Raw genomic sequence first — 13,211 nt, 5'->3', positions numbered from 1 at the left:
CCTTATGGCTGTGGGATTACGGAATTGCGATGTGCTCGGCCTCGTGCCGCAGCTCGTCTGCGTCGTTGGCAAGGAACCAACCCGCTTCGATCAGTTCGTCGAGTCGATCGTTGAAACGTTCCAGGTAGCCGGACGAGTCGCCATAGAGCCGCCGGAGTTTGTTGGGGTCGAAGGGTTCTTCATTGCCGACCGAGACCCAGCTAGGAGAGCCATCCGCAAAGGGCGCATTGGCTCGGTACCGGGAATGCGGGACGTCCAGCAGCGCGCAGCGCACCCCGCCCAGGGCGTTGCCGAACTCATCGGTGGCGAGAAAACCGTCGGAACCGACCTCGAGACGCTCGGCCCGAGGTGGCACGCTGCCAGTAGCCGTCCACTGGACAAGGTGGTGCAGTGCCATGGCGAACAGCTCACCGTGAGGCATGCGGTTGATACGCGGGCCGAACGTCACGTCGGCATCGGAGTGTTGCTGTTTCCATAGCGCCACGTCGTTATAGGGCGCGTAGCGGGTTCCCATATGGGAGATTCCGGCGATTTCATATAGGCGGTAACGGTCGCTGGGCTCGTCACTGTCGGCGCGCCGGTACGGGCGACCCTCGTAACCGGGAATGAACGAGAAGTCCGGACGCGAGATATCGCCCTCGCTCATCACCTGCACGATCGGTACGTCGATATCGCGGACGGCATCGAACGGCATGCCGGACGGGAAGTATCCGTCGTAGACGGCCGAGCCGTCGGCCAGGCGCTGCTGCTCGTGGGCATCACGTAGGTAGTACAGCGTTACGCTGCCGGTCTGTGAGTGCCCGGTGAGCAGGATCCGGTCGAGCAACCGGCCGCCGAATGGTTCCTGCGCGGCGCGCAGCGCAGCGCCGACCTGGGCGAGGACCGAGTTCGCGGCATGGTTCCGGCGTTCGAGCTCCGACCAGAAGTGCGTCGCGGTGTCGATGTTGCCGAGACGAGGAACCGGGTCGAAGTCCGCGGAGTCCGGTCCCGGGATGGTCATGGCCTCGTAGCGTCCGGGATTCGAGGGCTTGACGTGTATATCGAGGGTGGTCTTCTGCGCGGTGATCTCCACCCAGACATGTCCCGACCGCAGGATATAGGGGGCCGTGTACATCCACACCGGCGCGATACCGGAGACATGCGGAGCCTCGGCGATCACCGTCCCGCTGAAACGCCCGGCGTCGCGCGGGCGGCGTACGCGCACGGTCGTCACATAGGGCTCTCCCACTGCATCGCCAGTGGCGATCCACTCTTCCTGGATGTAGTCGAAGTCCTGAAGCGGAGGCGCTTCGGTCCCGTACGGGACGAACGACGCTCCATCGTCGGGTGATCGACGGAGCTCGGCTGGGATAACGGCGTCCATGACGCTTCTCCTCGGGTGCTTTTCAAAACTGCAGTACTACGAGCTGGTGTAACTGGCAGCGATCCGTGGGTCACCGCCCACGTACACCGCTTTGCGCGGATATGGGTAGATCGGGTGTGTGATCGAGTCGGGCGTCGGGGCAGGGGAGGTGACTTCGATTCGCTCGGGCTCGATGCCATGCTCGACCCAGTCCACGAGGTGCTCGTAAAGCTGACTCGGCGTCAGGATCGGGGGATTCGCGGACTCGTTCGACGTGCCGTGGGGAGACATGTGCCCCCCGCCGGGAACGAGGTAGAGCTTGTAGAAGCTCTGCACGGGCTGCAGGCCTCCCATAGCCTCGACGACGCGGTCGTAGTACCGCATCGAGGTCTGGACGGGGATGGACTCGTCGTTCCAGCCGTGCCAGCTCAACAGCTTTCCACCCCGCGCCTGGAATGCCGACAAGTCCGGGTTGTCACTGGATATACCGGCGAAGGCCGATTCCATGTCGGCGCCGCGTTTGTACAGTTCCGCCATGTCCGCGTAGGACATGCCTCGCCATCGGGACTGGCCGTTGCCTGTCGCGTTGAGGAAGGAGGGTCCAGCGATCGTCGGATCTTGAAGTACGAGTGCCGCGAAGTCGGCACTGGGCGAGTCTCCGCTGTCCTTATTCGCGCGCAAGATCTCGCGCATGCGGGGGTCTCGTTTGGTGAAATACGCTACGTACAGCGAAGTACCACGAGTCAGTCCGTACCACAGGCGGTCGTTCAGAGTGACCCCGACGCCGGCGTCGACCTCCGGATTCGGTACCGACCCGTCCGAGGTGACGCCGTACCACAGTTTGTTGACGGCTTCGGCCTGAGCCTTGGTCACGCAGTGCTGCGAGCTGTTGTTGCCACCATCGCTCGTGCACAGAACGTCCGGATCTCGCGTCGGGTCATATCGGCTCGCCTCGTTATCGAGGATGTAGCCGAGGTGCTCGCCACCGACAACGTCCCCGCTCCGGATCGCCGCATTCGACACGAGGTCGAGCTGTTCTTCGGTCAGTGGGACGCCGCCCAGGTCACGTTCGATGACGAGTTCTCGGTAGAGGTGCGCGAGGTACCAGCGAGTGAAGTCGACCGTCGGCAGGTTGGCGATGATCCCGTCGTAGTCCTCGGGGTACTGCTGGGCGAGACGGTAGCCGTGGCGACCGCCGGTGGATGAGCCCTCGTAGTAGCAATATCGGGGCGGAGCGCCATAGAACGCCGTCGCCAATGCCTTTGTCTTGACAGCCATCTCGTGCATGGCTCGATGCGCGAAATCGATCCACAACTGCGTCGCGGGCGTGCCGTCCGGGCTCATGCCCCAGGCGCCGTTCGTCGGAGTGTGACCGGAGTCCGTGCTGGCCGAAACCGCGCCCTCGTGGCCGGCGACGAGGGCCGCGTAGAACCAGCCGACCTGTGAAGGCAGCGAATGGGCCCCACCGTCGTTGCCACCGAGTCCACCGATGTTGTGCAGGCGACCGTTCCATGCCGATTTCGGGGGCAGCCATATCTCGATCCCGATACCCGGCGAGGTCGAAGGTGCGTCGGCCGGGCCGGGATTCCCCGGTCCGACGACGAGCTTCACCAGGAACAGATCGCTCGGCGCCGACGGCGTATAGGCCGCTGGCTCCTCGGTCAGCACCAGAGGGTCGCCGGTTTTGAATGCGGTCACGAGCAGAACCGTCGTCTGGTCGTCGTCGGCGAACACTCGTTCTGCACAGTCCTGCAGCTCCGCGATTTCCATAACTCACCTAATTCACGATGACTGAGGGTACTTAAGTGGACCATTAAGTACCCGATAACGTACCGCACGCACATCTTCGCGTCGAGCCTCCATGTCGGCAGTGGTATCCATGGCAGTCCCGTTGTCGACTACCTGGCGCCTCCCGGGCGAGATCACCTGGGCCTTGCTGTGGAGCAGTTGCGCTCGGTGTCGAGGGCGTCCATGTGTTCTCCGTCTTCTCGGGCAACGAAGTTCGGCGATCGCCTAACATGCCGGGATGGCGTCCATCTTCCGACACTGTGCCAGAGTCGGGCTGCTTTCCAAGAAAATTGCATGTAAATGGCAGCTTTGCGCCCCGTTGAGAAGCTGGCATCCTTGACTGCCGACCCGGTCCGATGTTATCCATGATCCGATTCAGATGTTAGGCACTCGCCCATATTTCGATACGTGTCCGGGTGGTGTGAGGGTGGCGGGCGTACGCCACCGTTCGTTCGGCGGGGCCCGCTCGGGGCTGGCCGGGTTCCTCAAGGAGGTTGGTCATGAGCGGCCTACTCGAAGGCATCACCGTGGTGGCCCTGGAGCAAGCGGTCGCAGCGCCGATGTGTACCCGGGTGCTGGCCGACTTCGGTGCCCGGGTGATCAAGGTGGAGAATCCTGACGGTGGCGACTTCGCCCGGTGGTACGACGATGTAGTCAACGGGCAGGCGGCGCACTTCGTCTGGTGCAACCGCGGCAAGCAGTCGGTGACACTGGACCTGAAATCGCCGGACGGCCTGGATCTGCTGCACCGGCTGCTGGACCGTGCTGACGTCCTGGTGTCGAACCTTGCCCCGGGAGCCACTGCACGACTCGGACTGGCTCCGGACGATCTGGCCAACCGGCACCCGGGCCTGATCTCTGTCGAAATAGATGGTTTCGGCGTGGGGGGCCCGTTGTCGAACAAGCGTGCCTACGACCTTCTGGTGCAGGCGGAGATCGGTGCCTGTGCGGTCACAGGGTATCCGGGTGCACCGGCCAAGCCCGGGCCACCTGTTGCCGACGTCACCACGGGACTGCATGCGGCACTGTCGATTCTGGCGTTGCTGTGCGCCCGTGAGCGCGGCCGACCCGAGGGTGCGCAGGTGGCGGTGAGTCTGTTCGACACCATGGCCGACATGATGGGCTATCACCTCACCCATGCTCGGTATACCGGAGTCGATCAACAGCCGTTGGGTGTGGGCTCGCCCGCGGTGGCCCCTTACGGGTCCTACCGCACGGCGGACGAGCAGACCGTAGTGCTCGGCACCACCAATGATCGTGAATGGCAGCGACTGGCCCGCCTCATGTTGCAGCGCCCGGACCTCGCACAGGACGAGCGGTTTCGCACGAACCCCGATCGCTGCCTGCACCGGCAGGTGCTGGACGCCGAGATCGGAGCATGGTGTGCCCGGCACGATCTCGCACACATTCAAAAGGCTGCCGACGACGCCGGGATCGGCAACTCGCGTTACAACCGCGCCACCGAGGTGGTCGAGCACCCACAGCTCCGGGAGCGGGATCGCTGGCGCGAGATCGACAGTCCGGCCGGTGTTGTTCAGTCGTTGCTGCCGGCGCCGGTCATCAGCGGGGTCGTGCCGACGATGGGCGCGGTGCCCGGGCTGGGGGAGCATACCGACGCTGTGCTCAGCGAATTGGGCCTTGCCGCAACAGAAGTGGCGGTACTGCGAGGATCGGGTGCGCTCGGACCGGCGTACCGGCCGGGCGACGAGCACGATGACTCCTCGAAGAGCTGAGACGCCCCCGCCGGATACGGAATGGACCGTATCCGGCGGGGGCGTAGTACTCAGAATCCGGCCGCAGTGGCAATCCGATCCGCCGTCTCGATCATCGCGTCGATAACGTCCCGGGTCGGGGTCGCGGCGGACGCTCGGTTACGCGGGTCGTCGAGTCCCCGGCGTAACACGCCCTCACGAATAACGGCGATCTTCCATAGCCCGAGCACATGCCAGAAGCTCAGTGCCGCAGCATCTCTGCCCGTCGCCGCTAGATACTCCGCGGCGATCTCGGCACGGGACGGGAAGCCGGGCAGGGTACACATGGCGAAGCTACCTGCCCCCCGCTCGCCGGGCTCCGGCCAATAAGCCAGCAAACTCCCGATATCGGCCAGAGGATCGCCGAGCGTGCACAACTCCCAGTCCAATACAGCGGTGATCGCCCCCGTCTCCGGTGCGGTGATCACGTTGCGCAGGTGGAAATCGCCGTGCACCAAAGCGGTTTCACGCTGTTGCGGGGTTGCCGCGCGCAGCCGCTCGGTGAGTCGGTCCAGCTGCGGAAAATCCCGGGTCTTCGATCGTTCCCACTGCGTCGACCAGCGTTTGAGCTGGCGCTCGGCATAAGGTTTGTGACTGGCCAGATCGGCCAGTCCGATGGCGCTCAGATCTGCGGCGTGGATGCGAGCGAGCGTGCGCGGTAACGCAATTCCGATCGCGCGTCGCCGATCCTGTGACAGTGACTCCGCGATCTCCATACGATCGACGACCAGGCCGTCGACAAATTCCATGAGTACCATCGGCGCCCCGTCGGCGTGACGGACGCCGAGAATGCGAGGGACCGGCACGTCGGTGCCTGCGAGCGCGGTCAGGATACGAGCCTCGCGCGCCACGTCGTGCGCGGAGGCGAGCAACTGGCCGAGCGGCGGCCGCCGTAATACCCAGCGACGGCCGTCGGCATCGGTGACCAAGTACGTCAGATTCGATTGGCCCAGCCCGATCCTGTTGGCGCGGAAGGGTTGCCGGTGGTCGGACCCGAGCGCGTCGAGCCAATCGGATAGTGCTCCCTGATCGACCTCAGGTGCTATCGGGTCTGTTGTCGGGTCGATGATCGAGGTGCGCCGCTGCTCCGGCACCGGTGTATCGGTGCCTGGCCCAATTATATTGTTGTCCAACATATTTCAATTCTTCGGCCCACCGGCGACATAGACGACCTGCCCGGAGACGAATCCGGCGCCTTCGCTCACCAGGAACGATGCAGTGTGCGCGATGTCTTCGGGGCGGCCGACTCGTTGCACCGGAATTTCGGCTGCGGCCGCGGCCTGGTAGTCCTCGAAGGGGATGCCGATGCGCTCGGCGGTCGCTGCCGTCATGTCAGTGGCAATGAATCCGGGCGCGATGGCGTTGGCCGTGATGCCGAACTTGCCCAGCTCGATTGCCAGTGTCTTGGTGAAGCCTTGGATACCGGCCTTGGCCGCGGAGTAGTTGGTCTGGCCGCGGTTGCCGAGCGCCGAGATACTCGACAGGTTCACGATGCGACCCCATCCAGCGTCGATCATGTGCCCCTGCACCGCGCGGGTCAGGAGAAACGCGCCGCGCAGGTGTACGCCCAGGACCGCGTCCCAGTCCTCGACACTCATCTTGAACAGCAGATTGTCGCGCGTGATACCGGCGTTGTTGACCACGACGGTGGGAGCGCCGAGTTCTTGATCCAGCAGGTCGACGGCCGCGGCTACCGACGCCTCGTCGGAGACGTCCGCACCGAGGGCCACCGCCTGCCCCCCGGCCGCGGTGATGGTCCGAACGGTGTCGGCACAGTGGTCGGCGGTCAGATCCAGAACGCCGACCCGCAAACCATCCGCGGCCAGTCGTGTGGCGATGGCCGCGCCGATTCCGCGCGCGGCCCCGGAGACTATCGCAACTCGTTGGGGCACAGGACTTTCCTCAGGCTTTCTGGGCGGCGGTGAGCCCGGCGACGATCGTGCGGAAGTCCTCGGTCTGGAACGACAGATCCTCGGCGGTGAGTGCGAAGTCGAGGGCGGCGAGCACTGCCCGTTCCAGTTGCAGGTTCATCAGTCGCTTGGTGTTCTCCACCGCCTGCTGGGGCAGGTCCAGAATCCGCTTGGCGCAGGCCAATGCCTCCGTCAGCGGATCGGTGACGACATGATTGACCAGACCCATCTCGCGGGCCTGGGCCGGCGAGATGCGCGCGCCGGTGAGCGCGTATTCCTTGGCCAGCATCAGGCTGGTGTGCAGCGGCCAGACCAGCGCGCCGCCGTCTGCGGCGACGAGCCCCACCCGCACGTGCGGGTCGGCCAGGTGTGCGGTCTCGGCGATATAGACGAGGTCGCTCAGTGCGACCAAGCTGCAGCCCAGACCCACGGCCGGGCCGTTGACGGCTGCGATCACCGGGATTCGGCATCGGGCCATGCCCAGCACCAGGTCTCGGCCGTCGGCGATGCTGCGCGTCCGCAGCTCGGAATCCTGACGGAGCTCTTCGAGGTAGGCGAAATCGCCACCGGCGGAGAAGGCTTTGCCGGCGCCGGTAAGTACGGCGACCCGAGCCGAACGATCTGCCGACAGCTGCGGCCACAGCCTGGCCAGCCCATGGTGCAGATCGTCGTTGACCGCGTTGAGATTATCGGGACGATTCAGTGTGATGATCCGCAGCGGGCCATCGGCGTCGACGCGGATTTCATCGGGCATGTCATACATGGCAAACTCCAGAAGTAGTCGGTATCACCAGATCTCGCTGGGCGTGTCGACCTCCAGCGGCCGCTGGTAGGCGAGGTCGCTGGTGTTCTGCGAGCCCCTCGAGTACTCCTGCTTCTTGAATCCCTCCGCCGCCAGCAGCGAGGCGTCGCCGGTGAGCACCCACTCGACGGTGCACCGTCGCACCGCGATTCGCCAGGCCCCGTCGCGCCGCTCCAGCCGATCGAGATAGCGCCCGCCGAGTGTGGTGGTGGTCGCACCCTCGTGATCGAGCAGGAAGACCAGCACATAACTCTCGGCGTGCGCGGTATCCCCATCGATCTCGCAGGCATGGGTGGTGATGTTGTGCGTGTGCGCTTGGCCGGCGCCGTCGTGTATCGGGTTCATGAAGTCGGCGTAGTCCGGGCCGGATCGCACGGCGTTACCGTGCACGTCCCAGCCGTCGGCGTGATACGAGCTGGTGAGCAACTCGACATCGTGACGGTCGCAGCCACGGGCGTTGTTGGCGATGCAATCGAGGATGGCCGTGCGGTCCATCAGATATCGAACGTCGCGGCGCAGCTGTGCCAGGTCGTCATCGTTGGTCATTGTGATCTCCTCTTCTGGTCGCCCAGGTCCGAGGTCGACAGCCTGCGGGGTAGTGGTCGCAGTGTGATCGTCTTCCCCGGACCGACGTTTTCCGGCGGTTGCCGATCGAATCGTTCGAAGTGTTGTTGACCGTATGCTTAGCATTGCTTCGACTTGAGGGTCAAGAGTGTCTGGTGCGATCCAGCACTCTAGTACCGCTCACCACCTGGTTAGAGTCATCTGCCCTTGACCGTTTCTGGACTGCGGTGTTAAGCATGTTTACGCAATAGTTGGTCGATAGTTCAGCATCTGCTGGCCCGATGTCGGCGCATCGCGACCGGTGCATCAGCGCCGCCACGGTCATCGCCGCGTGGATCAGCGGACTGGCGACAACAGGTTTCTCACCAGCTGGAGGTCAGGATCTTGAGCACATCGGCGTCTACATTGGCGCGGCGATACGGTCCGTGGGCGATCATCGCCGGAGCCTCGGAGGGCGTCGGCGCGAGCCTGGCGGACCAACTGGGTGCGGCGGGCGTGAATCTTGTCCTGATCGCCCGTAATGCAGCTCTGCTGCAACAGATTGCAGAGGGTGTCCGCGACCGCCACGGTGTCCAGGTGCGGGAGTTGCCGCTCGATCTCACGGCGGATCCCGTGATCGGCAGGACGATCGCGGAGTCGACAGCCGGACTCGAGGTTGGGCTAGTGATCTACAACGCCGGGGCGGCCAGTCATCCCGTTCCGCTACTCGAGCAGCCCTACGAGTACTGGCACAACCAGGTCCGGCTCAATTGCATTGGCCCGCTGTCCATGGTGTACGAATTCGCGCCGGCGATGCGCGATCGAGGCCGAGGCGGGATCGTTGTCGTTGGTTCGCTGGCCTGCATCGTCGGCGCTCCCACGGTGGCCGTCTATTCGGCCGAGAAGATATTCCAGGTCAATTTCGCCGAAAGCATGTGGGCGGAGTTGCAGCCCCACGGCGTGGACGTCGCATGTGCCATCCTCGGATATACCGATACGCCGGCCAACCGTCGGCGCGGCATCGAATTCGATTCCCGGACAATGATTTCCTCCGAGACGGCGGCCCGGGAGATCATCGCGAACCTCGACGCCGGTCCGGTGTTCATCGTTGGAGAACAGAATCGGGCCGTCAACGAAAAATGGCTGGACCGGCGTCGCCGCAGCCGGGACATGATGAGCGCCGGATTCCGCGAGGACGCCCAGCGTGTCGCCAGTCCTGGCGCTCGGTCATGACCTTTCACATCAACGTCGACGCACCGTCGTCGGCTGATACCGATCTGTGGATCAGGAAGCGAGTAGTCAGATGACCGCAAAACTCGAAGGCAAAGTCGCCTTCATTACAGGTGCGGCCCGCGGGCAGGGGCGCGCGCATGCGGTGCGCATGGCGCAGGAGGGCGCCGACATCATCGCGGTGGACGTGTGCAAACAGCTCGACGGCGTCAAGATTCCGATGTCGACACCGGATGATTTGGCTGAAACTGTCGCACAGGTCCAGGCGTACGGCCGCCGCATCGTCGCCGTGGAGGCCGACGTGCGCGACTTCGGCACCATGCAGGCTGTAGTCGACGACGGGGTGAAACAGCTTGGGCGGCTGGATATCATCGTGGCCAACGCCGGGCTCGCCAGTGATGGCACCCGGTTGGACCGCATGGACGAGAAGACCTGGCGTGACATGATCGACGTGAATCTGACCGGGGTCTGGGTGTCCGTGCGGGTGGCGATCGGTCACATCATCGTAGGCAAACGCGGCGGTTCGGTCATCCTGACCAGTTCCTGTGGCGGCCTGAGGGGTGCCGAGCACATCGGTCATTACATCGCTGCGAAGCACGGTGTGATCGGGTTGATGCGGACCTTGGCCCTGGAGATGGGCTCGAAGAATATCCGGGTCAACGCCATCTGCCCAAGTCAGGTGGGTACGCCGATGACGCTCAACGAGCCCACCTTCCGGATGTTCCGTCCCGATCTGGAGAACCCCACCATCGATGACTTCGCCAGTGCTTCTCAGCAGACCCATGTGTTGCCGACGCCGTGGCTGGAGCCGGAGGACATCGCCAATGCGGCGCTGTTCCTCGCTTCCGACGAGGCGCGCTACATCACGGGCGTCGCATTGCCGGTCGATGCTGGAGGGATGCTGAAGTGACTACGACGCAATGGATCACCGGGGCAGCGTGGGTATTGCGCCGGGCACCACTCGCCATGACAGAAAGAGGTATTGCCCGATGAACGAGGCGTCGAAGGGCGGTGGTCGGCTCGCAGGGAAGGTCGCGGTCATCACGGGAGCCGGTTCCGGTATAGGCCGCGCCAGCGCGGTCCTGTTCGCTTCCGAGGGGGCCAGAGTGGTGTGCGCGGACATCAGCGGCCAGGAGGATAAGACGGCTGCGGAGATCGGCGAGAATGCGGTGAGCGTGCACGTCGATGTGTCGAATTCCGGTGACGTGCAACGCATGATCAGGACCGCCGTGACATCGTTCGGGCGGCTGGACGTGCTCTTCAACAACGCCGGCTTCAGTGGCCAGCGTGGTCCGATCACGGAGATCGACGAGGCCAACTTCGACAGTGTTGTCGCGGTGAACCTCAAGGGCGTTTTTCTCGGCATGAAATACGGAATCGCGGCGATGCTGGCAGGAGGCGGGGGATCGGTGATCAACACGGCATCGGCGTCCGGGTTGGTCGGTTGGAAGGGACTGGCGGCCTACTCGGCGTCGAAGGGCGGCGTCGTGCAGATCACCAAGGCGGCCGCGCTCGATTTCGCCAAGAAAGGAGTGCGAGTCAACGCGATCTGCCCGGGAATGGCCTGGACCGGGTTGGCCGGGGCGAGCGAGAGCCCGACGCCGCCGGCGGACTTGATTCCGCCGCAACCCTTGAACCGGTGGGGTATGCCAGAAGAATTGGCCGCAGCCGCCTTGTTCCTGGCCAGCGACGAGTCCTCGTTCATCACCGGGACCGCGATACCGGTGGACGGCGGATACGTCGCCCGCTGAGCTGCTGCCAGGGGCCCTTCTTTGTTTGGAACTGCTCCACCAAACCTCTGGTCACCGAGCGGCTCCGGCAGCGCGACCGTGCGCGCATTGCCGGAGCCGCCGTGCTGTTTCGGATCAGTCGCCGTTGCCCGGCTGTATGTAGGTCTTCCCGTCGATGGTCGTCGTCATGGTGCCGGTGGCTTGAAAGTTGTTCTCCATCACGGCCGGTGACAGGGTGAAGCCGCCGGGTTCACTGGTGACCTTGGTGCCGTGGTGAGCACCGGACATCTTCAGATTCTCATGGAAGGTGACCGCCGAGAGCTCGCTGTCCGACCGACGCGCGACGCTCTCGGTGCCGTTGACCGTCATTCCGGCGTCGTTGCGGAAGTCGGTGTAGGCGACCTGGATCTCGGTGATCAGCGCGTTGGTTGCGTCGTCGGTGATCACCACCTTGGCCTCGCCCCCCTTGGTGCCGTCGACCGTGTAAGTCCCGCTGGGCAGTGGCTTCGGTATCGGGAGCTGGTCGCCGGGATGGTAAGCCAGACCCCAGGTGATGTCCGGCGCCCTGGGGATCTGCGGTGCCGAGGTTGGGGCGAGGCCGTCGAACCGCGCGATCATGACCCGGCTATGGCGGCCGCCGGGTTCGGCGGAGGTTGGGCAGGGCAGAGGGTTGCTGCCACCGCAGGCGGGGGTGGTGACCAGGTTCTCCGCCCAGACCGCGGCGGTGCTATCGGACAGCCAGGCCGGGTCGGCGGCGGCGTTCCAGTTCGGGTCGGCACCGGCATTGACCTGTTCGCTGTGCCCGGAGCCGAGGTCGACCAGCCACGGTAGGAAGAATCGACGTTGGCCGTTGTTGCGGATACCGGAGACGTAACCGATGGTCGACAGCTGATCGGTGAGTGGCGGGATGCCCTGCAGGCCGGAGACGAAATCCAGTCGGCCGGAACCGAGTACCTGTTCCGAGAGCAGGTATTTGCCGTTGGGGGAGGGGAAGTTCGGGTCGGTGTATTCGGCGTGGTGGGTGAGTGGGTGAGAGGCGCCGGTGGTGTTGTCGGTGGCCCACAGGTCGATGCTGTCGGAGTCGTAGTCTTCGATGCCGAGGGCGGAGCGGCCGTCGGCGGTCCAGCCGCGGAATTCGCCGATCATCCCGGCGGGGTTGAACTTCAGAGTGCTGCCCCGGACAACGTACGGCGCGAATGCGGGGATGGGGTTGTACATCGTGCGCACGTTGTCGATGTCATAGCGGTTGTTCGCCTGGTCGAACGCCAAGGCGCCGGCGAAGGCGTACTCGGCCAGGACCGTAGTGGACGGGGGCATGTAGCTGAAGCCGATATGTGTGTCGTCGGGGTTCAGGCGTGGTTCGCGCAGCTGGCCGACCTTGCCGGTGCCGTTGTCCCAGTACAGCGGATAGGCATGCATCTGTGCCGGGGTGCACATGTCATCGGAGAACTTGTAGTGCCCGCAGTCTATGACGGCCGCGCCCGCCAGGGCACGTTTACCGTCGTGGAAACCGTTGATCGGATAGGTGAAGTTGTTATTGTTGGCGCTGGAGTTCGTCGGATAGGCCACACCGCAAGTCAGGCATTTCCAGGCGTCGCCGTTGGGGAAGGTCTTGCCGTCGGTGTGCACCAGCAGTGCTTGCGGGCCGCTGTAGATCGCGGTGGCCCCAGTGGTGGGTGCGCCGGCTAATACCGCGCCCACCATCACGTAGTCGCTGGATGGGTAGTACGTGCCGACCGCGCCCAGGGCGCCCCAGGCGGCGCTGAGGCAGCCGGTGCCGTGCGGATTGACTGCGGCCGTGCACGATCCGGCAGCGGTGGACGGCGCTGTCGGCGGCACCGGCAGCTCCTCGATGTCGGGCCTTATATGCAGCTGGTCGGGCGGGTTGACGGTCACCACGTTCGTGGCGGATGGCTGCGCCCACGCGGGTTGCCAAGACAGACATGCCGCCATCACCGAGAGCGCGGCGACGGCGATCTGCCATCGCCCTCGGCGTGACCGGTTGTGACGAACTGAGGTCACACGACTCATGAACACCTACCTATGAAATGCCGGTTCCCGACACCTAGAACTGAGGTCTCGAAGGACAATAGACGAGATGACTGATCCTTAACG

General features: G+C 64.4%; 11 protein-coding genes. 4 read left to right on the top strand and 7 right to left on the bottom strand.

Annotation, left to right across the window (positions count from 1 at the left end):
* Positions 1 to 16: 16 nt before the first annotated feature.
* Both K7711_RS38225 and K7711_RS38220 read right to left on the bottom strand, forming a co-directional pair.
* Positions 17 to 1,363: an alpha/beta hydrolase domain-containing protein gene (locus tag K7711_RS38225; RefSeq protein ID WP_222976193.1), complete on the bottom strand. Its 1,347-nt coding sequence runs from the start codon at positions 1,361 to 1,363 to the stop codon at positions 17 to 19.
* A gap of 36 nt (positions 1,364 to 1,399) precedes the next feature.
* Positions 1,400 to 3,112, bottom strand: a complete 1,713-nt coding sequence (locus K7711_RS38220; protein ID WP_222976191.1) for a tannase/feruloyl esterase family alpha/beta hydrolase — start codon at positions 3,110 to 3,112, stop codon at positions 1,400 to 1,402.
* Between the two features lie 518 nt (positions 3,113 to 3,630).
* On the opposite strand from K7711_RS38220, the gene K7711_RS38215 reads away from it, so the two are divergent.
* Positions 3,631 to 4,863 carry a CaiB/BaiF CoA transferase family protein gene (locus tag K7711_RS38215; RefSeq protein WP_222976189.1) on the top strand — a complete coding sequence of 411 codons (1,233 nt, stop codon included), beginning with the start codon at positions 3,631 to 3,633 and terminating at the stop codon, positions 4,861 to 4,863.
* 50 nt (positions 4,864 to 4,913) lie between these two features.
* Here K7711_RS38215 and K7711_RS38210 read toward each other — a convergent pair whose 3' ends face one another.
* The 4 genes from K7711_RS38210 to K7711_RS38195 all read right to left on the bottom strand — a co-directional run bounded on the left by K7711_RS38210 (position 4,914) and on the right by K7711_RS38195 (position 8,139).
* Entirely contained in the window at positions 4,914 to 5,951 is a 1,038-nt protein-coding gene (locus K7711_RS38210; protein ID WP_372460230.1) for a phosphotransferase family protein, read from the bottom strand.
* A gap of 69 nt (positions 5,952 to 6,020) precedes the next feature.
* Positions 6,021 to 6,773 carry a 3-oxoacyl-ACP reductase FabG gene (gene fabG, locus K7711_RS38205; RefSeq protein WP_222976184.1) on the bottom strand — a complete coding sequence of 251 codons (753 nt, stop codon included), beginning with the start codon at positions 6,771 to 6,773 and terminating at the stop codon, positions 6,021 to 6,023.
* Positions 6,774 to 6,783: 10 nt separating this feature from the next.
* A complete protein-coding gene (locus tag K7711_RS38200) occupies positions 6,784 to 7,554 on the bottom strand; it encodes an enoyl-CoA hydratase/isomerase family protein (RefSeq protein WP_222976182.1) in 771 nt (256 codons plus the stop codon).
* A gap of 24 nt (positions 7,555 to 7,578) precedes the next feature.
* Entirely contained in the window at positions 7,579 to 8,139 is a 561-nt protein-coding gene (locus tag K7711_RS38195; RefSeq protein WP_222976180.1) for a nuclear transport factor 2 family protein, read from the bottom strand.
* A 402-nt stretch (positions 8,140 to 8,541) separates the two neighbouring features.
* On the opposite strand from K7711_RS38195, the gene K7711_RS38190 reads away from it, so the two are divergent.
* The 3 genes from K7711_RS38190 (at position 8,542) to K7711_RS38180 (ending at position 11,117) form a co-directional block, all read left to right on the top strand.
* Positions 8,542 to 9,369: an SDR family NAD(P)-dependent oxidoreductase gene (locus tag K7711_RS38190; RefSeq protein WP_222976177.1), complete on the top strand. Its 828-nt coding sequence runs from the start codon at positions 8,542 to 8,544 to the stop codon at positions 9,367 to 9,369.
* A gap of 70 nt (positions 9,370 to 9,439) precedes the next feature.
* A complete protein-coding gene (locus tag K7711_RS38185) occupies positions 9,440 to 10,276 on the top strand; it encodes a mycofactocin-coupled SDR family oxidoreductase (RefSeq protein WP_222976176.1) in 837 nt (278 codons plus the stop codon).
* Positions 10,277 to 10,355: 79 nt separating this feature from the next.
* A complete protein-coding gene (locus K7711_RS38180; protein ID WP_222976173.1) occupies positions 10,356 to 11,117 on the top strand; it encodes an SDR family NAD(P)-dependent oxidoreductase in 762 nt (253 codons plus the stop codon).
* A 114-nt stretch (positions 11,118 to 11,231) separates the two neighbouring features.
* Here K7711_RS38180 and K7711_RS38175 read toward each other — a convergent pair whose 3' ends face one another.
* Complete coding sequence (locus K7711_RS38175; protein ID WP_222976171.1) at positions 11,232 to 13,118, bottom strand: hypothetical protein; 1,887 nt, start codon at positions 13,116 to 13,118, stop codon at positions 11,232 to 11,234.
* Positions 13,119 to 13,211: the final 93 nt, after the last annotated feature.

Source organism: Nocardia coffeae (assembly GCF_019890715.1).
In the GTDB taxonomy this organism is placed as follows: domain Bacteria; phylum Actinomycetota; class Actinomycetes; order Mycobacteriales; family Mycobacteriaceae; genus Nocardia; species Nocardia jiangxiensis.
Note: the sequence above shows the minus strand (reverse complement) of the source record. Positions and strands in the feature narration are given on the sequence as shown.